The organism is Pseudomonas sp. SK2 (genome assembly GCF_016772395.1).
In the GTDB taxonomy this organism is placed as follows: domain Bacteria; phylum Pseudomonadota; class Gammaproteobacteria; order Pseudomonadales; family Pseudomonadaceae; genus Aquipseudomonas; species Aquipseudomonas taiwanensis.
Genome location: NZ_CP061944.1, coordinates 2,689,667 through 2,714,788, shown reverse-complemented (window position 1 = coordinate 2,714,788; position 25,122 = coordinate 2,689,667). Strand labels below are relative to the sequence as shown.

The 25,122-nt window shown below is 62.6% G+C and carries 25 protein-coding genes and 1 pseudogene; 18 read left to right on the top strand and 8 right to left on the bottom strand.

All coding sequences use genetic code 11. The features are described from left to right. Positions 1–30 precede the first annotated feature (30 nt). The 14 genes and pseudogenes from paaG to paaZ all read left to right on the top strand — a co-directional run bounded on the left by paaG (position 31) and on the right by paaZ (position 14,782). The gene (gene paaG / locus IF103_RS12075; RefSeq protein WP_023380586.1) at positions 31–822 is read left to right on the top strand and encodes a 2-(1,2-epoxy-1,2-dihydrophenyl)acetyl-CoA isomerase PaaG; all 792 of its coding nucleotides are present in this window, start codon (positions 31–33) and stop codon (positions 820–822) included. Positions 823–824: 2 nt separating this feature from the next. Then, the gene (gene paaH, locus IF103_RS12070; protein ID WP_023380585.1) at positions 825–2,342 is read left to right on the top strand and encodes a 3-hydroxyacyl-CoA dehydrogenase PaaH; all 1,518 of its coding nucleotides are present in this window, start codon (positions 825–827) and stop codon (positions 2,340–2,342) included. Beyond that, on the top strand, positions 2,335–2,790 hold the full coding sequence (gene paaI, locus IF103_RS12065) for a hydroxyphenylacetyl-CoA thioesterase PaaI (protein ID WP_023380584.1): 456 nt from the start codon (positions 2,335–2,337) through the stop codon (positions 2,788–2,790). Before paaH ends, paaI begins: the two co-directional genes overlap by 8 nt. Beyond that, on the top strand, positions 2,783–4,003 hold the full coding sequence (pcaF, locus tag IF103_RS12060) for a 3-oxoadipyl-CoA thiolase (RefSeq protein ID WP_027906950.1): 1,221 nt from the start codon (positions 2,783–2,785) through the stop codon (positions 4,001–4,003). The genes paaI and pcaF overlap by 8 nt, the downstream gene beginning before the upstream one ends. 112 nt (positions 4,004–4,115) lie before the next feature. Beyond that, on the top strand, positions 4,116–5,435 hold the full coding sequence (paaK, locus tag IF103_RS12055) for a phenylacetate--CoA ligase PaaK (protein ID WP_186598859.1): 1,320 nt from the start codon (positions 4,116–4,118) through the stop codon (positions 5,433–5,435). A 344-nt stretch (positions 5,436–5,779) separates the two neighbouring features. Beyond that, on the top strand, positions 5,780–6,769 hold the full coding sequence (gene paaA / locus IF103_RS12050; protein WP_202676149.1) for a 1,2-phenylacetyl-CoA epoxidase subunit PaaA: 990 nt from the start codon (positions 5,780–5,782) through the stop codon (positions 6,767–6,769). Between the two features lie 25 nt (positions 6,770–6,794). Further along, positions 6,795–7,076, top strand: a complete 282-nt coding sequence (paaB, locus tag IF103_RS12045) for a 1,2-phenylacetyl-CoA epoxidase subunit PaaB (protein ID WP_004374528.1) — start codon at positions 6,795–6,797, stop codon at positions 7,074–7,076. A gap of 8 nt (positions 7,077–7,084) precedes the next feature. Beyond that, positions 7,085–7,843, top strand: coding sequence for a 1,2-phenylacetyl-CoA epoxidase subunit PaaC (gene paaC / locus IF103_RS12040; RefSeq protein ID WP_023380580.1), 759 nt, complete (start codon positions 7,085–7,087; stop codon positions 7,841–7,843). Next, complete coding sequence (paaD, locus tag IF103_RS12035) at positions 7,830–8,363, top strand: 1,2-phenylacetyl-CoA epoxidase subunit PaaD (protein WP_027906951.1); 534 nt, start codon at positions 7,830–7,832, stop codon at positions 8,361–8,363. Before paaC ends, paaD begins: the two co-directional genes overlap by 14 nt. Positions 8,364–8,378: 15 nt before the next feature. Beyond that, complete coding sequence (paaE, locus tag IF103_RS12030; protein WP_023380578.1) at positions 8,379–9,455, top strand: 1,2-phenylacetyl-CoA epoxidase subunit PaaE; 1,077 nt, start codon at positions 8,379–8,381, stop codon at positions 9,453–9,455. A 117-nt stretch (positions 9,456–9,572) separates the two neighbouring features. Next, entirely contained in the window at positions 9,573–9,881 is a 309-nt protein-coding gene (locus IF103_RS12025; protein ID WP_023380577.1) for a DUF485 domain-containing protein, read from the top strand. Then, positions 9,872–11,440: pseudogene (locus tag IF103_RS12020) on the top strand (cation acetate symporter); the annotation flags it as partial. The gene IF103_RS12025 and the pseudogene IF103_RS12020, both read left to right, overlap by 10 nt. 33 nt (positions 11,441–11,473) lie before the next feature. Beyond that, positions 11,474–12,706 (top strand): OprD family porin, encoded by a 1,233-nt coding sequence (locus IF103_RS12015; protein WP_202676148.1) that lies wholly within the window; start codon positions 11,474–11,476, stop codon positions 12,704–12,706. Between the two features lie 24 nt (positions 12,707–12,730). Beyond that, positions 12,731–14,782 carry a phenylacetic acid degradation bifunctional protein PaaZ gene (gene paaZ, locus IF103_RS12010; protein ID WP_202676147.1) on the top strand — a complete coding sequence of 684 codons (2,052 nt, stop codon included), beginning with the start codon at positions 12,731–12,733 and terminating at the stop codon, positions 14,780–14,782. A 26-nt stretch (positions 14,783–14,808) separates the two neighbouring features. Here paaZ and IF103_RS12005 read toward each other — a convergent pair whose 3' ends face one another. Beyond that, positions 14,809–15,057, bottom strand: a complete 249-nt coding sequence (locus IF103_RS12005) for a DUF6555 family protein (protein ID WP_023380573.1) — start codon at positions 15,055–15,057, stop codon at positions 14,809–14,811. Between the two features lie 93 nt (positions 15,058–15,150). After that, complete coding sequence (locus tag IF103_RS12000; RefSeq protein ID WP_202676146.1) at positions 15,151–15,702, bottom strand: ATP-dependent Clp protease proteolytic subunit; 552 nt, start codon at positions 15,700–15,702, stop codon at positions 15,151–15,153. 203 nt (positions 15,703–15,905) lie between these two features. On the opposite strand from IF103_RS12000, the gene IF103_RS11995 reads away from it, so the two are divergent. Further along, on the top strand, positions 15,906–17,687 hold the full coding sequence (locus tag IF103_RS11995) for a phosphoethanolamine transferase CptA (RefSeq protein WP_081669648.1): 1,782 nt from the start codon (positions 15,906–15,908) through the stop codon (positions 17,685–17,687). Between the two features lie 61 nt (positions 17,688–17,748). On the opposite strand, the gene IF103_RS11990 is transcribed toward IF103_RS11995, so the two are convergent. The 4 genes from IF103_RS11990 to IF103_RS11975 form a co-directional block, all read right to left on the bottom strand. Next, positions 17,749–17,919, bottom strand: coding sequence for a con-10 family general stress protein (locus IF103_RS11990; protein ID WP_023380570.1), 171 nt, complete (start codon positions 17,917–17,919; stop codon positions 17,749–17,751). 112 nt (positions 17,920–18,031) lie between these two features. Next, complete coding sequence (locus IF103_RS11985; protein ID WP_104883935.1) at positions 18,032–19,330, bottom strand: NTP/NDP exchange transporter; 1,299 nt, start codon at positions 19,328–19,330, stop codon at positions 18,032–18,034. Positions 19,331–19,333: 3 nt separating this feature from the next. After that, positions 19,334–20,242 carry an aldo/keto reductase gene (locus IF103_RS11980; RefSeq protein WP_202676145.1) on the bottom strand — a complete coding sequence of 303 codons (909 nt, stop codon included), beginning with the start codon at positions 20,240–20,242 and terminating at the stop codon, positions 19,334–19,336. Between the two features lie 89 nt (positions 20,243–20,331). After that, a complete protein-coding gene (locus IF103_RS11975) occupies positions 20,332–21,210 on the bottom strand; it encodes a Dyp-type peroxidase (protein ID WP_186598864.1) in 879 nt (292 codons plus the stop codon). A 28-nt stretch (positions 21,211–21,238) separates the two neighbouring features. Between IF103_RS11975 and IF103_RS24885 the strand changes: the two genes are divergently transcribed. Then, on the top strand, positions 21,239–21,478 hold the full coding sequence (locus IF103_RS24885; protein ID WP_238346476.1) for a hypothetical protein: 240 nt from the start codon (positions 21,239–21,241) through the stop codon (positions 21,476–21,478). Positions 21,479–21,581: 103 nt separating this feature from the next. Next, positions 21,582–22,481, top strand: a complete 900-nt coding sequence (locus tag IF103_RS11965) for a bile acid:sodium symporter family protein (RefSeq protein WP_202676144.1) — start codon at positions 21,582–21,584, stop codon at positions 22,479–22,481. Between the two features lies 1 nt (position 22,482). Here the strand turns inward: IF103_RS11965 and IF103_RS11960 are convergent, their stop codons facing one another. Beyond that, on the bottom strand, positions 22,483–22,950 hold the full coding sequence (locus IF103_RS11960; RefSeq protein ID WP_023380564.1) for a sterol desaturase family protein: 468 nt from the start codon (positions 22,948–22,950) through the stop codon (positions 22,483–22,485). A 417-nt stretch (positions 22,951–23,367) separates the two neighbouring features. Between IF103_RS11960 and IF103_RS11955 the strand changes: the two genes are divergently transcribed. Beyond that, on the top strand, positions 23,368–24,081 hold the full coding sequence (locus IF103_RS11955) for an MgtC/SapB family protein (protein ID WP_023380563.1): 714 nt from the start codon (positions 23,368–23,370) through the stop codon (positions 24,079–24,081). A gap of 15 nt (positions 24,082–24,096) precedes the next feature. Here the strand turns inward: IF103_RS11955 and IF103_RS11950 are convergent, their stop codons facing one another. Then, the gene (locus tag IF103_RS11950; protein ID WP_023380562.1) at positions 24,097–25,074 is read right to left on the bottom strand and encodes a DNA-binding protein; all 978 of its coding nucleotides are present in this window, start codon (positions 25,072–25,074) and stop codon (positions 24,097–24,099) included. Positions 25,075–25,122 lie beyond the last annotated feature (48 nt).

The window sequence follows — 25,122 nt, the reverse complement described above, 5'->3', positions numbered from 1 at the left end:
TTCTTTATCGTTCGACACAGCGAGTCCGCCATGACCTTCGAGCACATCCTGTTTTCCATCGAGGACGGTGTCGCCCTCCTCTCACTGAACCGTCCGCAACAGCTGAACAGCTTCAATACGCAAATGCACATGGAGGTACGTGAAGCCATCAAGCAGGTACGCCAGAGCGCCGAGGCGCGGGTCCTGTTGCTGACCGCCGAGGGCCGCGGGTTCTGCGCTGGCCAGGATCTTTCAGACCGCAATGTCGCGCCGGGAGCGGCGATGCCTGACCTGGGTGAATCCATCGACCAGTTCTACAACCCGCTGGTGCGCGCCTTGCGTGACCTGCCGATGCCTGTGGTGTGTGCCGTCAACGGCGTCGCTGCCGGCGCCGGGGCAAATATTCCGTTAGCCTGCGACCTGGTGCTGGCAGCCCGCTCGGCCAGTTTCATCCAGGCTTTCTGCAAGATCGGTCTGGTTCCGGATTCTGGCGGTACCTGGCTGTTGCCGCGCCTTGTCGGTATGGCTCGCGCCAAGGCCCTGGCCCTGTTGGGCGAGCGACTGAGCGCCGAGCAAGCCGAGCGCTGGGGAATGATCCATCGCGTCGTCGATGACGCAGACCTGCGTGACGAAGCCCTTACCCTGGCCCGTCACCTGGCCACCCAGCCTACCTACGGCCTTGCCCTGATCAAGCGCAGCCTCAACGCCAGCTTCGACAACAGTTTCGATCAGCAACTGGAACTCGAACGCGACCTGCAGCGCCTGGCTGGGCGTAGCGATGACTACCGCGAAGGTGTAAGCGCGTTCATGAACAAGCGCACACCCGCGTTCGAGGGGCATTGAACATGAGCGCACTCGCCATCACTGCCCAGGTTGCCGTGATCGGTGCCGGCGCCATGGGCGCAGGTATCGCCCAGGTGGCCGCCCAGGCTGGCCACCCGGTCAAGCTGTACGACAACCGCCCAGGCGCGGCCGCCCAGGCCATTGCAGGAATCGACCGCCAGCTTGGACGCCTGGTCGACAAAGGCAAGCTGCAGGGTCAGGCCCGTGAGACCATCATCGGCCGCCTGAAACCGGTCGAGACCCTCGCCGAACTGGCAGACGCACGTCTCGTTGTCGAGGCCATCGTGGAGAACCTCCAGGTCAAGCAAAGCCTGCTGCGTCAGCTCGAAACCCTGTGCGCCGACGACTGCATTCTGGCCAGCAACACCTCTTCCTTGTCCATCACCAGCCTGGCGGCTGGCCTTGAGCGCCCGCACAATGTGATCGGCATGCATTTCTTCAACCCGGCGCCATTGATGGCACTGGTAGAGATCGTCTCCGGCCTGGCGACCGACCCGGCGTTGGCGCACGCCCTGTACAAGACCGCCAAAGCCTGGGGCAAGACGCCGGTGCATACCCGCTCGACGCCGGGGTTCATCGTCAACCGTGTGGCACGTCCTTTCTACGCCGAGAGCCTGCGACTGCTGCAAGAAGGCGCCGCCGATTGTGCGAGCCTTGATGCGTTGTTGCGCGATGCAGGCGGTTTTCGCATGGGCGCCTTCGAGCTGACCGACCTGATCGGCCATGACGTCAATTATGCCGTGACCTGCTCGGTGTTCGACGCCTTCTATGGTGACTTCCGCTTCCAGCCTTCGCTGGTGCAGAAAGAGTTGGTGGATGCAGGCCGCCTGGGCCGCAAATCCGGGCAAGGCTTTTATAGCTACGCCGAAGGAGCCGAGCGCCCCCCGGCATCGGTACTGCAGAGTGCGGCAAAGGTCGAACACTGTGTGGTCGAAGGTCATCTGGGGGTGATGCAGCCGCTGCTTGACCGCCTGCGCGCGGCAGGTGTCAGCGTGACCGAGCGTGCAGGCAAGGGACTGCTGCGCGTCGGCGACGCCACCTTGGCCTTGAGCGATGGCCGCCTGGCCAGCCAGCGCGCACGCGAGGATGGCCTGAGCAACTTGGTGCTGCTCGACCTGGCCCTGGACTATGCCACTGCAACCCGTCTTGCCATCGGTTGCGCTGCCGGCACCTGCCCTGCCGCTCGGGATCAGGCAGTGGCCCTGCTGCAACGTGCAGGCTTGCAGGTCACCGCTGTGGCCGACCTGCCCGGCCTGGTGGTGCTTAGGACAGTCGCCATGCTCGCCAACGAAGCCGCCGATGCCGTGCTGCAAGGCGTCGGCACGGCAGCCGACATCGACCTGGCCATGTGCGCCGGGGTCAATTACCCCTGCGGCCCGTTGGCCTGGGCCGAACACATCGGTGTCGACTACACCCTGCGCGTGCTCGACAACCTGCAACGCAGTTATGGCGAAAGCCGCTATCGCCCTTCCCTGCTGCTGCGACGCAGCAATGCCAATGGAGGCCGCCTGCATGACTGAACCTCAACGCACGCCCGACGAACTCGCCCAGGCCTGCGCCGATGCCATGTTCTCCCGCGACCAGGCCAGCCAGAGCCTGGGCATCGGTCTGCAAGACATCGCTGCCGGCAAGGCGCGCCTTGGCATGACGGTACGCGCCGACATGATCCAGGGCCATGGCACCTGCCACGGCGGCTTTCTATTCGCATTGGCCGATTCGGCGTTCGCCTTCGCCTGCAACAGCTACGACGAGGCAACGGTCGCGTCGGGCTGCAGCATCGACTACGTCGCCCCCGCACGGCTCGGCGACCAACTCACGGCAACGGCCATCGAGCTCACCCGTAAAGGCCGCACAGGCCTGTACGACGTGCGCATTGAAAACCAACACGGCGAGCTGATCGCCCTGTTCCACGGCAAATCCTACAAAGTGCGCGGCACGGTGCTGACGCAGGAGACGCAAGATGACTGAACCCATGCGCTTCGATGCATTGATCATCGATGCCGTTCGTACCCCGATTGGCCGCTATGCGGGCGCCTTGAGCGCAGTGCGTGCAGACGATCTGGCAGCGGTGCCGATCAAGGCGCTCATGCAGCGTCACCCCGAGCTGGACTGGCAGGCTATCGACGATGTGATCCTCGGATGTGCCAACCAGGCCGGCGAAGACAACCGCAACGTCGCGCGCATGGCCACATTGCTGGCTGGCCTACCCATTGCGGTGCCCGGGACCACCATCAACCGCCTGTGCGGCTCAGGCCTGGATGCCATCGGTAACGCTGCTCGTGCCCTGCGCTGCGGCGAGGCGGGGCTGATGCTGGCCGGTGGTGTCGAGTCGATGTCGCGAGCGCCCTTCGTCATGGGCAAGTCCGAGCAAGCCTTCGGCCGCAGCGCAGAGCTGTTTGATACGACCATCGGCTGGCGTTTCGTCAACCAGCTGATGCAGGCCACATATGGCATCGACTCGATGCCCGAAACAGCAGAAAACGTTGCCGCCCAGTTCGGTATCTCTCGCGCCGACCAGGACGCTTTCGCCTTGCGCAGCCAGCAAAAGGCCGCAGCAGCGCTGGCCAGCGGTCGTCTGGCACAAGAGATCGTGCCCGTGGAGATCGCCCAGCGCAAAGGCCCGGCCAAGCGCGTCGAACAGGACGAACACCCTCGCGGCGACACCACACTGGAACAATTGGCCAAGCTTGGCACGCCGTTTCGCGAAGGCGGCAGCGTCACCGCGGGCAATGCCTCGGGGGTGAACGACGGAGCCTGCGCGCTGCTGCTGGCCACCACTGCCGCCGCTCAGCGCTACGGACTCAAGGCTCGCGGCAGGGTCGTCGGCATGGCGGTGGCGGGCGTGGAGCCGCGCATCATGGGTATTGGCCCGGTACCGGCGACGCGCAAGGTGCTTGAGTTGACCGGTCTGTCCCTGGCCGACATGGACGTCATCGAACTCAACGAAGCCTTCGCTGCGCAAGGTCTGGCGGTGCTGCGCGAACTGGGCCTGGCCGATGACGACAAGCGGGTCAACCCAAACGGCGGCGCCATCGCCCTGGGGCATCCGTTGGGCATGAGTGGCGCGCGACTGGTCACCACCGCCCTGCACGAGCTTGAAAACACCCACGGCCGTTACGCCCTCTGCACCATGTGCATCGGTGTCGGCCAAGGCATTGCCATGGTCATCGAGCGCCTCTGACCAACGGCTTGTTACCCAGGACGGCGCAGCCGGTTATGCTGCGCCCATGACACTCACGGCCCAGGCGCTTTCAGAGAAACCGCCGGCGTACAAGAACAATTCGAGTGAAGCCATGAACATGTACCATGATGCCGATCGTGCCCTGCTGGACCCGATGGAAACCGCCAGTATCGACGCCCTGCGCCAGCATCAGCTAGAGCGACTGCGCTGGAGCCTGAAGCACGCTTACGACAACGTGCCACTGTACCGCCAGCGCTTCGACGAATGCGGCGCCCACCCCGATGACCTCAAGTGCCTGGAAGACCTGGCGAAGTTCCCCTTCACCGGCAAGAACGACCTGCGCGACAACTACCCCTACGGCATGTTCGCCGTGCCCCAGCAAGAGGTCGTGCGCCTGCATGCATCCAGCGGCACCACCGGCAAACCCACGGTGGTGGGTTACACCCAGAACGACATCGACACCTGGGCCAATGTGGTTGCCCGTTCGATTCGTGCCGCTGGCGGGCGCAAGGGCGACAAGGTACACGTCTCGTATGGCTACGGCCTGTTCACCGGCGGCCTGGGCGCCCATTACGGCGCCGAGCGTCTAGGGTGCACGGTCATCCCGATGTCCGGCGGCCAGACCGAGAAGCAGGTGCAGCTGATCCGCGATTTCCAGCCCGATATCATCATGGTCACGCCGTCCTACATGCTGAACCTGGCCGATGAAATCGAGCGCCAAGGCATCGACCCACAGGACCTCAAGCTGCGTCTGGGCATCTTCGGCGCCGAGCCTTGGACCGACGAGTTGCGTCGTTCCATCGAACAGCGCCTGGGCATCGACGCCCTGGACATCTATGGCCTGTCGGAAATCATGGGGCCAGGCGTGGCCATGGAATGCATCGAGACCAAGGACGGCCCGACCATCTGGGAGGACCACTTCTACCCCGAGATCATCGATCCGGTAACCGGCCAGGTGCTCCCAGACGGGCAATTGGGCGAGTTGGTGTTCACCTCGCTAAGCAAGGAGGCGCTACCGATGGTGCGTTATCGCACCCGCGACCTCACCCGCTTGTTGCCCGGCACGGCCAGGCCGATGCGACGGATTGGCAAGATCACTGGGCGCAGTGACGACATGCTGATCATCCGTGGGGTGAACGTGTTCCCGACGCAGATCGAAGAGCAGGTACTCAAAATAAAACAGCTTTCAGAGCTATACGAGATTCATCTGTATCGCAATGGAAGCTTGGACAGTGTCGAAGTGCATGTCGAGCTGCGTGCCGAGTGCCAGCACCTGGACGAGGCGCAGCGCAAACTGCTGACCGGCGAGCTGACCAAGCAGATCAAGACCTACATCGGTATCAGCACCCAAGTGCGGCTACAGCCCTGCGGGACGCTCAAGCGTTCCGAGGGCAAGGCCTGTCATGTGTATGACAAACGGTTGGCCAGCTGATTTTTTGGTGTGCCTCAGATAGAGCGCCGCCCGCGCGGCGCATTGCGAGCAAAGCTCGCTCCTACACCTGTTTCGGGCCAATGAACTCTTTGGTGAACGACGCAATATCGAGTCGTACAAACCAGGCGGTCGCGCGCGTTTGTGACTGACGTTACTGGCCCGAAACAGACGTAGGAGCGAGCTTTGCTCGCAATGCGCCGCGCGGGCGGCGCTCGATTCATTGGCCACCTCAAGACTCCAGACAGGCAAAGCGATACACAAACGTTACGTGATACACATAAAACAGTTTGACGTTATGTTTTGTATCGCTTACAAATGACTCATGCCTTAGCAGGAGTCGGAACATGTACGCACAGCTAGTGGAAACCGGAGTCAAGCGCGTCAAGTCACTGGAGGAGATGTCGCCCGAGGAGCGCAACTTTCAGGAGAAGATCGACGCCGAAGTCAAGATCGAAGCCAAGAACTGGATGCCCGAGGCCTACCGCCAGACGCTGATCAGGCAGATCTCCCAGCACGCCCATTCGGAAATCGTCGGCATGCTGCCGGAAGGCAACTGGGTGACCCGCGCGCCGAGCCTCAAGCGCAAGCTGCAACTGATGGCCAAGATCCAGGACGAAGCCGGCCACGGTCTGTACCTTTACAGCGCCATGGAAACCCTCGGCGCGGACCGCGACGAAGAGATCGCCAAGCTGCACAGCGGCAAGGCCAAGTATTCGAGCATCTTCAACTACCCGACCCTGAGCTGGGCCGACATGGGTGCCGTGGGCTGGCTGGTCGATGGCGCCGCCATCGTCAACCAGGTGGTGCTACAGCGCACCTCCTACGGTCCCTACTCCCGCGCCATGATCCGCATCTGCAAGGAAGAGAGCTTCCACCAGCGCCAGGGCTACGAACTGCTGTTGACCATGATGCGCCACGGCACCCAGGCCCAGAAGGACATGGTCCAGGACGCCATCCACCGCCTGTGGTGGCCAGCGCTGATGATGTTCGGCCCCAGCGACGAGCACTCGCCCAACAGCGCCCAGTCGATGGCCTGGAAAATCAAGCGCCAGACCAACGATGAACTGCGCCAGCGCTTCATCGACCAGACCGTACCGCAACTCGAGCTACTGGGCTGCACCGCACCCGACCCGGCGCTGAAGTGGAACGAAGCCCGTGGCCACTACGACTTCGGCGAAATCCAGTGGGACGAGTTCTACGAAGTCATCAAGGGCAACGGCCCCTGCAACCAGGAGCGCGTCGCCACCCGGCGCAAGGCCATCGAGGATGGCGCCTGGGTCCGCGAAGCGGCCGTGGCCTATGCACGCAAGCAACAGAACAAGAACGCCGCCTGAGCGGCGATTGATGCGGAGATCGAAAATGTCTGTCTGGACCCTTTATGAAGTGTTCGTGCGCAGCAAGCACGGCCTGAACCACAAGCATGTCGGCAGCGTGCATGCCGCCGACGCCGCCATGGCGATCGAAAACGCCCGTGAGCTGTACACCCGCCGCAGCGAAGGCGTGAGCCTCTGGGTGGTTCCCTCGGCCTTGATCACCGCGTCCTCGCCCGATGAGAAAGACCCCTTGTTCGCCCCGTCCGACGACAAGGTGTACCGCCATGCCAGCTTCTATGAGCTGCCCGACGAAGTCGGACACATGTGAGGCCCGCCATGCACGAACAAAACCTCATTGCGTATCTGCTTCTGCTGGGTGACAGCGCCCTGGTCCAGGGCCAGCGTTTGTGCGAGTGGTGCGGCCGCGCCCCTGCCCTCGAAGAAGAACTGGCCCTGATGAACGTCGGCCTCGACCTGGTCGGCCAGGCGCGCAACTGGCTGGAATATGCTGCAGAACTGCTCGATGACGGCCGCGATGCCGATGCCCTGGCGTTTCGCCGGGACGAGCGGGCGTTCCGTAACTTGCTGCTGGTCGAACAGCCCAATGGCGACTTCGCCGTCACCATGACCAAGCAGTTCCTCTACGACGCCTGGCACCTTGCCGTGCTGCAGCAGCTTCAGGCATCCAGCGACGAGCGGATCGCCGGTATCGCTGCCAAGGCGGTCAAGGAAGTCACCTACCACCTGCGCCGCTCTGGCGAGTGGGTACAGCGCCTCGGGGGCGGCACCGACGAGAGCCGCCGACGCATGCTCGATGCGATTGCAGCGCTGTGGCGTTTCACGGTCGAGCTGAACACCGGCAGCGACGGCGAAGTGCAGCTGGCCGAGGCGGGTATCGCTGCCGATCCAACTCAGGTAGGCGCTGCCTGGCTCAAGCAGGTGAGCACGGTATTCGACTCGGTCGACCTGCCGTTGCCCAAAGCCGCCAGTCACTTCTACCTCGACGGTCGCAAAGGCCTGCACACCGAACATCTGGGCTTGCTGTTGGCCGAGATGCAGTTCCTGCCAAGGGCATATCCCGATGCAACCTGGTGAGCTGATTACCAGCGACCGTCGCGCCCGTGCGCTGCGCGGTGATGACCTGTCCCTCGCCTGGAAGACGCTGGAGCAGGTCATGGACCCCGAAGTGCCAGTGGTCAGCGTCGTCGACCTTGGCATCGTCCGGGACCTCGACTGGCGCGCCGGTCACCTGCACCTGGTGGTCACGCCCACCTACTCTGGGTGCCCGGCCACCGAGGTGATCGAGGACGATATTCGTCATGCCCTGGAACAAGCCGGTTTTGCCGCGCCGCAGCTGGAGCGTCGACTGACCCCGGCCTGGACCACCGATTGGATCACCCCCCAAGGCAGAGAACGCCTGTTGGCCTACGGCATCGCTCCCCCTGAGGGCAACCCCAGCAAGCGCAGCCTGCTGGGCGAACCGCCGCAGGTGTGCTGCCCGCAGTGCGGCAGTCGCCACACCGAGTTGCTCAGCCAGTTTGGCTCCACCGCATGCAAGGCGTTGTACCGCTGCCGCGAGTGCCTGGAGCCGTTCGACTATTTCAAATGCATTTGAGCCGTGGAGACCACCATGAGCCAGTTTCACAGCCTGACCGTCAAGCAAGTGCGCCCCGAAACCCGTGATGCGGTGTCCATTGCCTTCGATGTGCCCGAGCACCTGCGGGAAACGTTCCGCTTCACCCAAGGCCAGTACCTGGTGATGCGCACCCAACTGAATGACGAAGAAGTCCGCCGGTCCTACTCCATCTGCAGCGCAGTGCAGGACGGCGAACTGCGTGTGGCCGTCAAGCGCGTGCCAGGCGGTCGCTTCTCGGCGTTCGCCAACGAGGCGCTCAAGGCCGGCCAGCAGCTGGAGGTCATGCCGCCGTCCGGCAGCTTCTTCGTGCCGCTGGACCCCACGCGCCAGGGCAATTACCTGGGTGTAGCTGCCGGCAGTGGCATCACCCCCATTCTGTCGATCATCGCCACCACCCTGGCCAGCGAACCGAACAGCCGCTTCACCCTGCTCTACGGCAACCGTTCCAGTTCCGGCGCGCTGTTTCGCGACAAGCTCGAAGACCTCAAGAACCGCTACCTCGACCGCCTGAACCTGATTTTCGTGTTCAGCCGCGAGCAGCAGGACGTCGACCTCTACAACGGTCGCATCGATGCCGACAAGTGCGGCCAGCTGTTCTCCCGTTGGATGGATGTTTCGAGCCTGGATGCCGCGTTCGTTTGCGGCCCACAGGCGATGACCGAAACCGTGCGTGAAAGTCTGCAGGCCAATGGCATGGCCAATGAGCGCATCCATTTCGAGTTGTTCGCCGCCGCTGGCAGCCAAGCACGTCGCGAAGCCCGCGAGGCGGCGCGCCAGGTCGACTCCGCGCTCAGCCACATCACCGTGATCAGCGATGGCCGCGCCCTTACCTTCGACCTGCCGCGCAATACCCAGAACGTGCTGGACGCCGGCAACGCCATCGGCGCCGAACTGCCCTACTCGTGCAAGGCCGGTGTGTGCTCCACCTGCAAGTGTCGGGTGATCGAGGGCGAAGTCGAGATGGACAGTAACCACGCGCTGGAGGACTACGAAGTGGCGGCCGGTTATGTGCTGTCGTGCCAGACCTACCCGGTGAGCGACAAGGTGGTCCTTGATTTCGACCAGCTCTGACACCTGGCCTACCGCAGCCTCTCCCGGAGCGGCTGTGGGATATCCATGGCGCTGAACTGCCTAGCAACACCCGCGTGACCTCAACACAACAATTACAACACCCAGAGATCGCTTCCCATGACACCCGAACACATCGACAGCATCGCCAACCACCCCGACTTCCAGCACCTGGTCCGGTCCAAGCGCCGCCTCAATGGCAGCCTGACCTTGGCCATGCTGGTGATTTACTACGGCTTCGTGCTGCTGGTGGCATTTTCCCCCAGCACCCTGGGCCAGTCCCTGAGCGGCGGCGTCACCACCGTCGGCATGCTGGTGGGCGTCCTGATGGTGTTGCTGTCCTTCGCGCTGACCGGCCTCTACGTGCACCGTGCCAACAACGTCCTCGACCCCCTGAACGACAAGGTCAAGCAGGAGTGCGCACGATGAACTGGACTGCCATCTCGATGTTCATGGTGTTCGTCTGCTTTACCCTGCTGGTCACTCGCTGGGCAGCGATGCGCACGCGCTCGGCCAGCGACTTCTACACCGCCGGCGGAGGCCTGACCGGCATGCAGAACGGCCTGGCGATTGCGGGCGACATGATCAGCGCCGCCTCGTTCCTGGGCATCTCGGCGATGATGTTCATGAACGGCTATGACGGCTTGCTCTATGCCCTGGGTGTACTGGCCGGGTGGCCGATCATTCTGTTCCTGATCGCCGAACGCCTGCGCAACCTGGGCAAGTACACTTTCGCCGATGTGGTCTCCTACCGCCTGGCGCAGACGCCGGTGCGTCTGAGCTCGGCGTTCGGCACCCTGGCCGTGGCGCTGATGTACCTGGTGGCGCAAATGGTCGGTGCCGGGAAGCTGATCGAGCTGCTGTTCGGCATCAGCTACCTGTATGCGGTGATCCTGGTCGGAGTACTGATGGTCGCCTACGTGACTTTCGGCGGCATGCTCGCCACCACCTGGGTGCAGATCATCAAGGCGGTGATGCTGCTGTCGGGTACCAGTTTCATGGCCTTCATGGTGCTCAAGCACTTCGGTTTCAGCACCGAGGCCATGTTCGCCAATGCCGTGGCGGTGCACGCCAAAGGGCAGGCGATCATGGCACCTGGCGGCTTGCTGTCGAACCCTATCGACGCTATCTCACTCGGCCTGGGCATGATGTTCGGCACTGCCGGCCTGCCCCATATCCTGATGCGTTTCTTCACCGTCAGCGATGCCAAGGAGGCCCGAAAGAGTGTGTTCTATGCCACTGGTTTCATTGGCTATTTCTACCTGCTACTGATCGTCATCGGCTTTGGTGCCATCGTCATGGTCGGCACCGAGCCAGCCTACCGCGACGCCAGTGGTGCGATCATCGGTGGTGGCAACATGGTCGCCGTACACCTCGCTCAGGCCGTGGGGGGCAACCTGTTCCTGGGCTTCATCTCGGCCGTGGCCTTCGCCACCATCCTAGCGGTGGTCGCCGGCCTTGCGCTGTCCGGCGCCTCCGCCGTGTCCCACGATCTCTACGCGTGCGTGGTGCGCAAGGGCCAGGCCAGCGAACAGCAGGAAATGCGCGTCTCGCGTATCGCCACGCTGGTGATTGGTTTGCTGGCGGTCGTGCTGGGACTGGTGTTCGAGTCGCAGAACATCGCCTTCCTGTCTGGACTGGTGCTGGCCGTGGCCGCTTCGGTCAACTTCCCAGTGCTGCTGCTTTCGATGTTCTGGAAAGGCCTGACCACCCGAGGCGCAGTGTGCGGCAGCATGGCCGGGCTGGTTTCGGCCATCGTGTTGGTCGTGCTGGGCCCGGCAGTGTGGGTCAACGTGCTGCACAACGAACAAGCGCTGTTCCCTTACAGCAACCCCGCGTTGTTCTCCATGAGCCTGGCCTTCCTCTGCGCCTGGGTGTTCTCGGTAACAGACACCTCCGCGCGTGCCAGCGAGGAGCGTGGGCGCTACCTGGCGCAGTTCATCCGCTCCATGACCGGTATCGGCGCCGCTGGCGCCAGCAAGCACTGACCCCAGAACAGCATCATGTCGGATAAAAAAACAATGAACCGCACGCATCTGACCTCAGCCGCCTGGCTCGCCACACTCGCCCTGCCCTTGCCGGCCATGGCGGACTTCATCGACGACAGCCATGCACGGCTGGAATTGCGCAACCACTACATCAACCGCGACTTCCGTCAGGCTAACGCTCCCCAGGCCAAGGCCGAGGAATGGGGCCAAGGTTTCACCGCACGACTGGAATCGGGATTCACCGAAGGTTACGTGGGCTTTGGTGTGGATGCCATGGGCCAGCTTGGCATCAAGCTCGACTCCAGCCGCGACCGGCGCAACACCGGCCTGCTGCCGTTCGGACCGAACAGCCATGAGCCGGTGGATGACTACAGCGAGTTGGGCCTGACCGGCAAGGTGCGGGTCTCCAAGAGCACGCTGCGCCTGGGCACCTTGCAACCGATCCTGCCAGTGGTGGTGTACAACGACACCCGCCTGCTGTCGTCGACCTTCCAGGGCGGACTGCTGACCAGCCAGGACATCGATGGGCTGACCGTCAACGCCGGGCGCCTGAGCAAAGTCAACCTGCGCGACTCGTCCGGCCGCGACGATATGGGCTACGGCGCCGCCAGCAGCGATCACCTGGACCTGGCCGGTGGCAGCTACGCCATCACCCCGCAGGCCACTGTCAGCTACTACTACGCCAAGCTCGACGAGATCTACCGCCAGCAGTTCGTCGGCCTGGTGCACACCCAGCCCCTGGGCGAAGGCGTGAGCTTGCGTAGCGACCTGCGCTACTTCGACAGCCGCGGCGACGGTGCCGAGCGCGCGGGCAACATCGACAACCGCAACTTCAACGCTCTGTTCACACTGGGCGTGAAGGCCCACAAGTTCACCGCCGCCTGGCAGCAGATGTCCGGCGACAGCGCCTTTCCATTCGTCAACGGCGGTGACCCGTTCACCGTCAACCTGGTGACCTACAACACCTTCACCCGTGCCGGGCTGGACTCCTGGCAAGTGCGCTACGACTACGACTTCGTGGCGATGGGCATCCCCGGCCTGAGTTTCATGACCCGCTACACCGACGGCCGCCATGCCGAGACCGCCACGCTCAGCAATGGTCGTGAGCGTGAGCGCGACACCGACCTTACCTACGTCATCCAGAGCGGCCCATTCAAGGACGTCAGCCTGCGTTGGCGCAACGTCACCTTCCGTTCCGGCAACGGCCTGACCAATGCCGTGGACGAAAACCGCCTGATCATCGGCTACACCCTGGCGCTGTGGTAACAGCGCCTTCTTGAGGAGAACAGCATGTCCGACGCCCCAACCCTGCAGAGTTTCATCGCCGGCCGCTGGATCGGCCAGCACGGCGCCCAGGCCCTGCGCAGTGCCCTGGACGGTCACGTCCTGGCCTATAGCCACGAAGAGCGCCCGGACTTCGCCGAAGCCGTGGACTTCGCCCGGGCACGTGGCCTTGCAGAACTGATGGCCATGGATTTCCAGCAGCGCGCTGCCCGCCTGAAGGCTCTGGCCCTTTACCTGGCCGAGCGCAAAGAACAGCTCTACGCCCTGTCCCACCACAGCGGCGCTACCCGCGCCGACAGCTGGATCGACATCGAAGGCGGCAACGCCACGCTGTTTTCCTATGCAGGCATTGGCAGCCGCGAACTGCCGTCCGGCAACCTGGTGCATGAAGGTCCGGCGATTCCATTGGGCAAAAAAGGCCATTTCGCCGGTAGCCACATCCTGGTGCCGCGCGCCGGCGTGGCTGTGCACATCAATGCCTTCAACTTCCCAATCTGGGGCATGCTCGAGAAATTTGCCCCGACCTTCCTGGCTGGCATGCCGTGCATCGTCAAGCCGGCGACCTCCACCAGCTACCTTACCGAAGCCGTGGTGCGCCTGATGAACGAGTCCGGCTTGTTGCCGGCCGGCAGCCTGCAACTGGTGATCGGCAGCACAGGCGACTTGCTCGACCGCCTGCAAGGCCAGGATGTGGTGACCTTCACCGGTTCCGCCGATACCGCCGCCAAATTGCGGGTAACACCGAACCTGGTGCGCAACTCTGTGCCCTTCACCGCCGAAGCCGACTCACTCAACTGCGCCATACTTGGGCCGGACGTCACCCCGGACAGCGAAGAGTTCGAACTGTACATCAAGGAAGTGGTGCGCGAGATGACCACCAAGGCCGGACAAAAGTGCACGGCGATCCGCCGCGCCATCGTTCCAGCCAAGCACCTTGACGCTGTCGCTACCCGCTTGCGTGAACGCTTGAGCAAGGTGGTGGTGGGTGATCCTTCGGTCGAAGGTGTGCGCATGGGGGCCCTGGCGTCCCACGACCAGCAGCGCGATGTCGGCGAGCGCGTACGCAGCCTGCTGGAAAGTTGCGACCAGCTGTTCGGTGCGGGTGATGGCTTTGCCCCAGTGGGCGAAGGTGTTGCCGAGGGTGCATTCTTCGCCCCGACCCTGCTTCAGGCCCGGGATCCTCACGCCGAGGGCGGAGCCCACGATATCGAAGCCTTCGGCCCGGTCAGCACGCTGATGGCGTATGACGACCTGGACGAGGCCCTGGCTCTCGCCGCCCGTGGTAAAGGTAGCCTGGTGGCGACGCTGGTCACCGCCGACCGTGCAGTGGCAGCCAAGGCCATTCCGGCTGCAGCCGCCTGGCATGGTCGTCTGTTGGTGCTGGACCGCGAGGCCGCGCAAGAGTCCACCGGCCACGGCTCGCCGCTGCCGCAATTGAAACATGGCGGCCCCGGCCGAGCGGGCGGCGGTGAAGAGCTGGGCGGCTTGCGTGCGGTCAAGCACTACCTGCAGCGCGCCGCCGTGCAAGGCTCGCCAAGCATGCTCACCGCCGTCACCGGCGAGTATGTCCGCGGCGCTGAAGTGATCGAAACCGAAGTTCACCCGTTCCGCCGCCATTTCGACGACCTGCGCATCGGCGAGTCGCTGCTGACGCACCGTCGCACCGTCACCGAAGCCGACCTGGTCAACTTCGGCTGCCTGTCGGGCGATCATTTCTACATGCACTTCGACGAGATCGCCGCCAAGCAATCGCAGTTTGCCAAGCGCATCGCCCATGGCTACTTCGTGCTGTCTGCCGCTGCCGGGCTGTTCGTCTCCCCCGGCGCCGGACCCGTGCTGGCCAACTACGGCCTAGACACCCTGCGCTTCATCAACCCGGTTGGCATTGGCGACACCATTCAGGCGCGCTTGACCTGCAAGCGCAAGATCGACCAAGGCAAGACCAGTCCTCTTGGCCAACCCCAAGGCGTGGTGGCCTGGGACGTGGAGGTCACCAACCAGTTGGGCGAGCTGGTCGCCAGCTACGACATCCTGACCCTGGTGCTCAAACGCTCCTGAGTGTGCGAACGCGCCCCCTGCAGGCCTCACTGCGGGGGCCGCTGACGGTCACCGGAAGCTCGCCAGCTGACCTCGGTGATGCCATAGCGCTCAGCCATCGGACGGCTGACTTTCCTGAGCTTTTCCCGCCCGAACTTCGGAATCACCCCGATCCCCGCGTCACAGCTGGCCCAATGCCAGGCGTCGGCGTTGTCCAGCCGGTCCAGGCGGATGATGAAGCTGCGCGGCTGGCCGTGCAGTTGATAGTCGATGATATACAGCTGTGGGCTAGGCATCGCAGGGGGCCTCCTGTTCTCCGTGGATGAGCCTTTGATGGATCAGGGTTTTTCCAGAAAATTCAAAACGCTGTTCAGCGACTGAGAGGGGTTTCACGCATGCACACTCCATTGGGTGGCCCCGGAACCGATCGCGAGCTCGTCGATGGCGTGGATCAGCCCGCTTTGCAGCGCTTCGTGGGGGCCCAGAATGCGCGGGTAGGCCATCAGGTAGCGAGGTACATCCAGGGCTTCGGCACTGCCTTCGGTTCTTTCGGCAACGATCTGCGCATAGAGGCGCAAGTCATAGTCCAGGCTCATGGCGTACTCAGCCATCCGCGCATGGTCCACCGAGCCATGCAGTGTCCAGTGAAACGGATGGAACAGGAATTTGCTGTAGCTGCAGGCCGTGCGGTGCTCGCCCGCGAGGAACAGAATGTTGCCCATCGACTCCACGGTACCCAGGTTGTGGGTATGCAACGCGATGGGCAGGCTACGTAGGAAGTTGTACAAGGTGAAACCGTAACTGCATTCACCGCCCATGGTGGCGATGTTCAACTGCAACACATCGGCGCCCTGCTGGATCGCCTTGCCGCACGTGCTGATCAGGTTGCCACAGGTGGACGAGTTGATAGGTCCGGTGAAGTGGATGATATGTCTGGCCATGCTGGTCTCCGCATTCGGGGTGGCCCAGGGGCGCTCATCAAAAAAGAGCTCCCTTGGGTGGAATCTCCAAGCGCTGGCAAAGTTCCGTCGAAATGACCCATCGGCGACTTTCTGTTGACGTTATTTTCACAGTCCTCCCTTTAGCGTCACGGCCTTTCCGGCAGCCGCAGGACTCGCGGCCGCCATGGTTCAACGAGGCAAACGTGTCAGACACTACATCCCCTTCCACCGCAAAACGCCTGGACTGGGCCGGCCTGGGCTGGCTACTTCTGTTCTTCTGGTACTTCTCCGGCGTCACCCAGGCGCTCTTGCTGTTCAGCGGTACCACAGGCTTTGCCGGTTTTCGCGACGCCTTGTTCCTGAGCAGCCTCTGGCTTGCCCCGGTGTTATTGCTGCCGCGCTTCACCCGCGCCACCGCGGCAGTGATTGGCCTGGTGCTATGGGGCGCCTCCCTGGTGGGCTTGAGCTACTTCGGCATCTATCGCCAGGAGTTCTCGCAAAGCGTCATTTTCGTAATGTTCGAGTCCAACACTGCAGAGGCGAGCGAGTACTTCAGCCAGTACTTCAGTATCTGGCTGGGCTTGGCACTGCTGCTGTACACCGCGGTCGCCGTGCTGCTATGGAAGCGCATTCGCCCGGTTTCGCTGCCTCTTCGCAGTCGCGTTCCGGTAGTTGTTCTGCTGTTGGCGGCGAACCTCGTCTACCCCTTCTACAAACAGATGGTCAATCAGCAGCGCAATTTTGCCGACGCGATGGAAAAGGTCGAGCAGCGCATGGAACCGGCGGTCCCCTGGCAGTTGTTGGTCGGCTACCGGCAGTATCGCCAGCAACTGGACAACATGCAGGCACTGCTGGCCCGCAACGCCTCGTTGCCGCCCTTGAAAAATCTCCATGACAGCAGCGGTACCGAACCGCGCACCTTGGTGCTGGTGCTGGGCGAATCCACAACCCGCGAACACATGCACCTGTATGGCTACAACCGTCCGACCACCCCGAATCTCGACGCTCTGGCGGCCAGCGACAAAGGCCTGACGGTATTCCACAACGTGGTTTCGCCTCGCCCTTACACCATCGAGGTGATGCAGCAGATCCTGACGTTCGGTGACCAGCAGAACCCGGACCGCTTCCTCACCGATCCATCGTTGATCAACCTGATGAAACAGGCGGGCTACAAGACCTTCTGGATCACCAACCAGCAGACCATGACCAAGCGCAACACCATGCTGACCACGTTCTCCCAGCAGACCGACGAGCAGGTCTACCTGAACAACCAGCGCAATCAGAACGCCAGCCAGTATGACGACGTGGTGCTTTCACCGTTCGAGAAGGCATTGCAAGACCCCGCACCGAACAAGTTCATCATCGTCCACCTGCTAGGGACGCACATGGATTACCGCTATCGCTATCCGCAGGCCTACGATCGCTTCACAGACCGGCAAGGTGTTCCGCCTCAGCTCACCGACAGCCAGGCAGACACCTACAATTTCTACGACAATGCGGTGTTGTATAACGACTACGTGGTTTCGAGCCTGATCAAACGTTACTCGGCAAGCGCTGCCAATGGCTTCCTGATGTACCTGTCCGACCACGGCGAAGATGTGTACAGCTCGGGTAATCATGACCGCCTGGGACGTAACGAAGGCGCCCCGACCCGGCCGATGTACACCATTCCATTCTTACTCTGGACCTCGCCAAGCTGGCAGGCCACGCATCCGCGCGACTTCCAGGCGATGGCCAACCGGGCCTACAGCAGCTCGCACCTGATCCATACGCTGTCAGACCTCGCGGGGCTCAGCTATGACCGCTACGAGCCGAAGAAGAGCCTGGTCAGTTCGCAATTCGTGGCGGCGCCACGTTGGATTGGCGACCCCTATCGCAAGGACGGTCTGCATGAGTTCGACCAGTTGCCGCAGGATACCCTGGACAAGGCCACCCGGGTGCAGGGCACGGCGAACGCCGCCAATCCTAACCCTGGCAAGATCTGAGAGGTTGAGCGAAACGCGGCAATGCAGTGCCAGGACATGCCCGGCACTGCAGCGCCTTCACTCAAGTGCGACCGCCCTTGCGGCCCGACTCGCGGTCGTGGTCCATGTTGCTGCCGGAGGACTGGCCGCCCTTGCGCCCCGCTTCGGAGGCCTTCTGGCGGTCGTTGGCGAAGTTGCCAGGGTTCTTGCTGCCGCCTTGACTACCCTGGCGGCCATTTTCTTTGTTAGCCATGGTCTTTAACCTCATTTGGCTTCGGATATGCACGGCAGTACGCCGTACATAGGTTCGGAGTGCGGTCTCCCGCAGGGATTCGTTTTCAAAAGAAGGGTTCTGACCGGTGGCGTTAAATATGCGGGGAGTCTGTATTTGGCGCACCAAGCGACTGGCCATGACGTCGCCCCAGCCAACTGCCGGTCAGCCCCCAGCCCAGTGCCAGCAGAGCGCCAATGACCATGGCCAATTGGGGATGGTCGGCCATCACGTCCAGCCCGCGCTTGAGCCAACCGCTCAGCGCATCGCCGCCGCGGTAGATCACGGTGTCGACGAAGTTCTTGGCCTTGTACTTGTCCTCGGGCGTCAGCACCGTGAACAGCATCTCCCGACCCGGTCGCACCAATGCGTACTCTCCGGCCCTACGCACCACCATCACCACCACGAACACCGCAAAGACTGGATACAGCGCAAGGCAGACGAAACCGACCGCCATTGCCAGCGGCACCCCCACCAGTAGGACACCAACCCCCAGATATCGGGCCAGACGTCCGGTGAGAAACAGCTGGGTGAGAATCGCCAGGGCCTGGACGATGGTGTCGATCAGCCCGAAAACCTGGGTCTGGCGAGTGCGGTCGGTGAATGTCTCGCTGACGATCCGCGCCTGCTCGAAGTACAGGAAGGTGCTGACGCTGGCCAGCAACACCACGAAACCGGCAATGCCCAGCAGGTACGAGGAGTGCAACACGGCGGTGGCGCCAGACAGTGGATTTCCGCCCAGAGGTTTGGAGGGTGGGTGTTCGGAAATGGCGGGCAATGGGTGGCGCGCCCGCCAACGTTGCAAATACCCAGTGGCAACGATACTGCCCAGCAGACAAGCGGTGGCCAGCAGCAGCAAGCCTGCGTGGCCGAGGGGTGCCACCAACAAGGTGCCGAGGATCGGCCCACTGAGCCCGCCCAGGCTGGCCCCGGCGGCCAGCAGCCCGAACAGCCGCGTGCCCTGTTCGTTGTCGAAGATGTCGGCGAGCACGCTCCAGGCCAGGGAGATGGCCAACAGATTGAACACCGACAACCAGATGTAAAAGGCCCGTGCTGCCCAGATATCATCCGGATTGCGGGCAAAGAGCACAGCGAACAACAGAAGGTTGCTGGCGAAGAAACCGTAGGTCCAAGGCAAGATATGGCGTCGGCGTACCCGGCTGGCGAGCACGCCAAACAAAGGCAGGCTCACTAGGGTAGCGAAGAAGGTCCCGGTGAACAGCCACTGCAGGTTATCCACCCCGCCCGCCACGCCCATGGTTTCGCGCACCGGACGCAGCATGAAATAGCCGGTGAACAGCAGATAGAAAAGCACCAGGCCCGCCACCACCGCTGCGCCTTCCCCTGGTTGCCAGTTCAGCCCCTTGCCCAGTCGACGCCGCCAGGTGTTCATGGGTCAGGCGAACTGCTCGATCAGCGCCTGTTGCTGCGCCTGGGTCAATAGCGGCCCGTGCCCGGCCTTGAGTTGGTCGAGCTGGCGATCCGGGCGGCCGGTGGCTGGGATCACCGTGGTGACCGCCGGATGGCTGATGGCGAACTTGAGAAACAATTGCGCCCAACTGCCGATGCCTGCCTCGCCAGCCCATCCCGGAAGGGGCATATCCTTGACCCGGGCGAACAGACGCCCATCGTCGAATGCCCGGTTGATCAGCACCGCAACGCCTTTTTCCTGGCATAACGGCAACAAGGTCCGCGCCGCGTCCGGGGCGTTGACCGAGTAATTGATCTGGATGAAGTCCAGCGGCTCGCGGCGCACGATCTCGGCCACGTCGTCATGGCCGCTGTTGAGGTAATGGGTAATGCCCACGTAACGGGTCTTGCCCTGCTGCTTGAGTTCGCGGGCATAGGGCAGCTGGATCTGCCATTGGCGAAGGTTGTGCACCTGCAACAGCTCGACCTTGTCGGTGCGCAGGCTGCGCAGGGTACCCGCCCATTGCTCCTGGGCATCGGCGCGGCTGTTGGCAGCGATCTTGGTGGCAATGAAACACTGCTGGCGCCATCCGCCCTCCTCCAGCAACTGGCCAAGGATGGCATCCGCTCCGCCGTAGTTGGGTGAGGTGTCGATGACTTTGCCGCCACCCTCGAAAAAGGCCTTCAAAACGACCTTGAGCTGCTGGTACTGCGCGGAGCCGGCCTGGACCTCGAAACTGCCTGACGTGCCCGCCCCAATCACTGGCAAGGCTTCCTGGGTAGAGGCGATGGTGCGGGTAAGCAGCCCGTCGGTGTTGGCCGCCCGCAGCCAGGGGCTGGCGGCCATCAGACCAAGCGTCGCCCCAGCGCGCAGGACATCGCGACGTGCGTACATGGCAAAGCTCCCGTCATCTGTCGGAAACTTCCAAGGCTAGTTGCTCTATCCGTGGCCGCCGGGTGTTTCTGTATCTGGATGTTTAGCGATCAGCCGAGCAAACGCTGCAGATTCACCGCACCTTCGGTCATCGGCGGGCACCAGTAGTAACCGCCAGTGAGCGGGCGACTGAAACGATACAATGCATCGATGACACCGTCCTCGAGACCGCTCATGCGGCGCAGCTGCACCTCGAAAGCATCGAACGAGCGGCCCAAGGCCACGAAAGCCAGACCCGCACCACGCGAGTCGGTCCAGGACACCGAACGGCGGACCATGAAGGCCTCTGGCTCGAAGCTTTCCTGGGCGGTGCGCTTGACGTGGGCCGATTCCGGAGCGTCTTCGAGCTCTTCATTGTCGCTCAGGCGGCGACCGATGATGTCGTCCTGTTCAGGCTGGGGCAGCGACTTGAAGTAGTTCAGGTCATGCTTCCACAGCTGGAAAGCGGCGAAACTGGAGCCGCTCAGGCCAACGTGGTCGCCAGCGACGATGGCCGCCTCGACCGCCGCTTCGTCCCGCGGGTTCTCGGTACCGTCTTCATAACCTGTGAGGTCATGGCCTGCGCGGTGCAGGAAACCGTCGACACTGTCCACCAGGCGCAGGGCCGGGCTCAGCGATTGTTCAAGCTGCTGGGCGCGCAGGAACAGATCGCCGCGCTCTTCACCCCGCAGCCACAGCCACAAGGCATGCTGGGTACTTGGGTTCTCGACCACCGCGTCCAGCAGCGGAAACGGCCGCAGCCCTTCGATGTCGCGAGCCAGCGCTTTGGCCAGCGGTGCGCCAATACCCAGGATCAGGCTGCGTCCATCGACCTGTGGTTGCAGGGCATCGAGAACGGAGGGCAACGCCTCGAGCGATTCGATGGCGAAAAACAGGTGACGGGCGTGGGCTGGCACCGGCGTGGCAAGCAGACCTTGCTGATACGGCATGTCAGGCTAATCCTTGGCAAAAGCCCGAATGCTACTGCGCCCGCGGCCTCACCGCAACGCGGCAAGCGGCCGCTGCATATTCGGCCAGTACTTCTCGACGCGAATCGCCGGCGCTCCCGAAGAGGCCATCAAGCGCATCGTCCAGGCGTTGGTGCCAGCAAAGTTCGAGGCCAGCCGAGATGTGCGGGTAGACCCGGCCGCATTCACCGAACTGCTCGATCTGGCCGAGCGTATCGGGGTCCTCTTGCTGCCGGACGCCCTGGGCTGAAGCGAGTGCAGTAACAAAAGGTTACCAAGCACTGGCATTGTGCGATTAGCGAGTCAGTTAAGCCGACCTACACTCCTCGGATCATGCGCCCGAGAACCCGCCGATGACCGCCTCTCCCCTGTTGACCGCTGTCCTCCCCCTGGCCTTGGGCATCATCATGCTCGGCCTTGGGCTGTCGCTGACCTTGGCAGACTTCGCCCGCGTGGTGAAGTACCCCAAGCCCGTGGTGGTTGGCCTGACGTGCCAGATTCTGCTGCTGCCACTGGTCTGTTTCCTGATCGCTAACGGCTTTGGCCTCGAGTCGGCGCTGGCAGTGGGCTTGATGTTGTTGGCCGCGTCCCCGGGTGGGACCACGGCCAACCTGTTCAGTCACCTCGCTCATGGCGATGTCGCGCTGAACATCACATTGACGGCAGTGAACTCGCTGATCGCCATTCTGACCATGCCGCTGCTAGTGAACCTGTCGTTGGCCTGGTTCATGGCTTCTGAGCAAGCCATCCCGCTGCAGTTCGCCAAGGTCTTGCAGGTATTCGCGATCGTGCTGCTACCGGTCGGCCTCGGCATGTTGATTCGCCACTGGGCACCGCGCTTTGCCACTCGCATGGAAAGACCGATGAAGCTGATCGCTGCGTTGTTCCTGGCCTTCACCATCGTCCTGGCACTGGCCAAGGATTGGCAGACCGTCGTGGAGTATGCCCCCGTCGTCGGCCTGGCGGCCTTACTGTTCAACTTGCTGAGCCTGGCTGTCGGTTATTGGGTGCCTCGGCTGTTGAACATTCCCAAGCGCCAGGCTATCGCCATCGGCATGGAAATCGGTATTCACAATGGAACACTGGCCATTGCGCTGGCGCTAAGCCCGTCACTGCTCAACAACGCGACCATGGCCGTACCGGCAGCGCTCTACAGCTTGCTGATGTTCTTCACCGCAGCAGGCTTCGGTTGGTGGGTCAGCCGCGGGCATAGTGCGGCGGCACCTGCGCCCAAGGGCGAAACGGCCAATTGATTCACGGCCGTTTACGGCGCTGCTGCAACTGCCTTTTCAGTTTGCTCAGGGGTGGTGCGTAGAAGAAACCGAACGAAACGCAGCCTTCGCGCCCCTTGATCGCATGGTGCAGGCGGTGCGCGCGGTGCAAACGCTTCAGGTAACGATTGACCGGTTGCGGTTTACGGGGCCAGTGCCGGTGGAAGAAACCATCGTGGGCCAGCACGTACAGCAATCCGTAACCGCCCACGCCACCGCCCACCCACTGCAGCGGCGCGTAGCCTGACTTGCCCAACGCCACCAGCGTGGCAGCGATCAATCCCAAGGCCAGCAGGTACAGGTCGTTGGTTTCAAGCATGCCCAGGTGCGGTTCATGGTGCGAGCGATGCAGCCACCAGCCCCAGCCATGCATGATGTACTTGTGAGCCAGCGTACCGACGCCCTCCATGGCCACCAGGGTGCCGAACAGCACGGCAAGATTGAACAGCATGTCAAGGTCCGGGCGATGGAAAACGGATGGCCAAGGGTACCGGCTGCCACCGTTTTTTTCCACGAAACTGTCAGGTTTACGCGTTGTTTGTAGCCGTTTTCCTGATGAAGCCATTGTCATGTTTTTAGCCTTGACCGCCCTGGTTTCGCGGCGTATGGTCCGCGTCGCACTTTTGCATTCCTGAACAGGAGTCCTGCATTGGACAGTAGCCCCAGTCGTTTGCGACAGGCCCACCCGGCGAGCTAGTCCGGCAGATTCCTGCCACTGTCTCGCCATTGGCAAGGCAGTGGAATGCTCCTTCTTCAAGGCCAATTCCTCCCTCTTGTACCACCACCGGTGGTCCTGCGCATTTCTGGTTTTTCAACCGCGCCGTATGGTGGCGCTCGCATGGGCATTTGCCCATCGAAGAGGTTTGCTATGGATTGGAAAGTCTTTCTGCTGCGCGTCAGCACTGCCCTTCTGCTCGGTGCACTGATCGGCGCCGAGCGTCAACTACGTCAACGCATGACCGGCCTGCGCACCAATGCGCTGGTCAGTACCGGCGCCTGTTTGTTCGTGCTGATGACCCAGGCGGTACCCGGCATGGCCCCCAACGATGCCTCGCGTATCGCGGCCTATGTGGTCTCGGGCATTGGATTCCTGGGGGGCGGCGTCATCATGCGTGATGGTTTCAACGTGCGTGGCCTCAATACCGCCGCCACCCTTTGGTGTACTGCCGCTATCGGTGTGCTGTGCAGCCTGGGCCTGCTGCTGGAGGCAAGCTTGGGCAGCCTGGTGGTGTTGTGCGCGAACATTTTGCTGCGTGATATCGCCCAGCGCCTGGATCAGCAACAGGTCGTGCCTGCCAGTGAAGTCGAACAGCATTTCGAAGTGCGCATCGTTTGCCGAGCCGAGGACGAAATCCAGGTACGCAGCCTGATGCTGCATAGCCTTGCTGACCCTGGCCTGCGCTTGCAGTCGCTGCACAGCGAAGACCTGGCCGACCCGAAGCGCCTGGAGGTTCGCGCCGAACTGCTGGGTAACCCGCAAGCGGCTGGGCAGCTTGAGCGCCTGGTCAGTCGGGTCAGCCTGGAAAAGGGCGTCAGTGCCGTGCGCTGGCAAATACAGCCACAGGCACTGGCGGCTGATTGAACCGGTCAAGGCGCGTCAAGCGCCTGGGCGCTTACTGTGGGGCTGCGCCCTGCCCTTGAGCTGTAGCTGGCACGCCTCGAGCGCTTGATCGCGCTGCTTAAGCTCATCGTTCAGTCGCTGTAGTTCCCGTACCTGGTCAGCGCAAGTACCGCGCTTGGCTTCCAGCTGCTGAGTCTGGCTTTGCAGCTGACGCCGCATTTCATCGCTCGCCCCCTGCGCTTGCGCCAGGATCGTCCGCAGCCCCTGGATCTGGGCGTCGCGCTGCTCCAGCACGCTGTCCAGAACCTCGCGTTCACGGGTTGACTGTCGCTGCTCGCCGAGCATGCGCTCATTGTCCCGGTGCAGCCGGGTCAGTTCGTCTTGCTTGAACATCAAGCCTTGCTGCAACTGGCGCACTTGCGCCTGCAGCTGTTTCAGCTGCGCTTCATGGCGGCGCTGCTCTTGCTCTAGCGCATTGCGGGCGTGACGATGCTTTTCCTCCAATGAAAGAATCTGTTCGTCCTTGTCGGCGAGGCGCACCTTCAATTCGCCAAGCGACTGGCTGAGGCTTGCGTTGCGCAGCTGTTCCGTCTGCAGGGTACGTTGCGTGGTGCCGAGCGTTTCCGACGCTGCCTCCAATGCCTGGGTTTGAACCTGCAGCTGTTGATGGGTCGCAGCCAATGCCTGCTGGGCGAGCTGAAAACGGGCTTCAAGTTGCTCACGCTGCTGGCTGAATGCAACTTCGGCCGCCTCGATGCGCAGGTCGGCCTCCTGCTGCAATTGCCTGGCCAGTTGCTCCACCAAACGTCCCAGTGGCTCGCTTAGCGCCGCCGTGCCCTTTGGTGTGGCCGGCTGAAGGCTCTCTAGCTCCTTGAGATAACGATGGATGGTGGTCTTGGACCCGGTATTCCCGAGCTCGATACGTACCGCATCGATACTGGGATGTTCGCCACGGGCTAGCAACGCTTGCCGTGCCTGTTGCACCACCTCTTTATTTATTCCGACCCGGGCCATCGCCGCTCCTGATATTTCGTACCATAGTATGTACTATGTATTTACGTA

Bases quoted from the DNA above. Each gene is read 5' to 3' on its own strand.
- paaZ (WP_202676147.1), top strand. From the start codon at position 12,731: ATGTCCGACGCCCCAACCCTGCAGAGTTTCATCGCCGGCCGCTGGATC.
- paaC (WP_023380580.1), top strand. From the start codon at position 7,085: ATGCACGAACAAAACCTCATTGCGTATCTGCTTCTGCTGGGTGACAGC.
- IF103_RS12015 (WP_202676148.1), top strand. From the start codon at position 11,474: ATGAACCGCACGCATCTGACCTCAGCCGCCTGGCTCGCCACACTCGCC.
- IF103_RS11985 (WP_104883935.1), bottom strand. From the start codon at position 19,330: ATGAACACCTGGCGGCGTCGACTGGGCAAGGGGCTGAACTGGCAACCA.
- IF103_RS11955 (WP_023380563.1), top strand. From the start codon at position 23,368: ATGGATTGGAAAGTCTTTCTGCTGCGCGTCAGCACTGCCCTTCTGCTC.
- paaD (WP_027906951.1), top strand. From the start codon at position 7,830: ATGCAACCTGGTGAGCTGATTACCAGCGACCGTCGCGCCCGTGCGCTG.
- pcaF (WP_027906950.1), top strand. From the start codon at position 2,783: ATGACTGAACCCATGCGCTTCGATGCATTGATCATCGATGCCGTTCGT.
- IF103_RS11990 (WP_023380570.1), bottom strand. From the start codon at position 17,919: ATGGCTAACAAAGAAAATGGCCGCCAGGGTAGTCAAGGCGGCAGCAAG.
- paaA (WP_202676149.1), top strand. From the start codon at position 5,780: ATGTACGCACAGCTAGTGGAAACCGGAGTCAAGCGCGTCAAGTCACTG.
- IF103_RS12025 (WP_023380577.1), top strand. From the start codon at position 9,573: ATGACACCCGAACACATCGACAGCATCGCCAACCACCCCGACTTCCAG.
- IF103_RS11980 (WP_202676145.1), bottom strand. From the start codon at position 20,242: ATGTACGCACGTCGCGATGTCCTGCGCGCTGGGGCGACGCTTGGTCTG.
- paaB (WP_004374528.1), top strand. From the start codon at position 6,795: ATGTCTGTCTGGACCCTTTATGAAGTGTTCGTGCGCAGCAAGCACGGC.
- IF103_RS12000 (WP_202676146.1), bottom strand. From the start codon at position 15,702: ATGGCCAGACATATCATCCACTTCACCGGACCTATCAACTCGTCCACC.
- paaK (WP_186598859.1), top strand. From the start codon at position 4,116: ATGAACATGTACCATGATGCCGATCGTGCCCTGCTGGACCCGATGGAA.
- paaG (WP_023380586.1), top strand. From the start codon at position 31: ATGACCTTCGAGCACATCCTGTTTTCCATCGAGGACGGTGTCGCCCTC.
- IF103_RS11960 (WP_023380564.1), bottom strand. From the start codon at position 22,950: ATGCTGTTCAATCTTGCCGTGCTGTTCGGCACCCTGGTGGCCATGGAG.
- paaE (WP_023380578.1), top strand. From the start codon at position 8,379: ATGAGCCAGTTTCACAGCCTGACCGTCAAGCAAGTGCGCCCCGAAACC.
- IF103_RS11975 (WP_186598864.1), bottom strand. From the start codon at position 21,210: ATGCCGTATCAGCAAGGTCTGCTTGCCACGCCGGTGCCAGCCCACGCC.
- IF103_RS24885 (WP_238346476.1), top strand. From the start codon at position 21,239: ATGCTACTGCGCCCGCGGCCTCACCGCAACGCGGCAAGCGGCCGCTGC.
- IF103_RS12005 (WP_023380573.1), bottom strand. From the start codon at position 15,057: ATGCCTAGCCCACAGCTGTATATCATCGACTATCAACTGCACGGCCAG.
- paaI (WP_023380584.1), top strand. From the start codon at position 2,335: ATGACTGAACCTCAACGCACGCCCGACGAACTCGCCCAGGCCTGCGCC.
- IF103_RS11965 (WP_202676144.1), top strand. From the start codon at position 21,582: ATGACCGCCTCTCCCCTGTTGACCGCTGTCCTCCCCCTGGCCTTGGGC.
- paaH (WP_023380585.1), top strand. From the start codon at position 825: ATGAGCGCACTCGCCATCACTGCCCAGGTTGCCGTGATCGGTGCCGGC.
- IF103_RS11950 (WP_023380562.1), bottom strand. From the start codon at position 25,074: ATGGCCCGGGTCGGAATAAATAAAGAGGTGGTGCAACAGGCACGGCAA.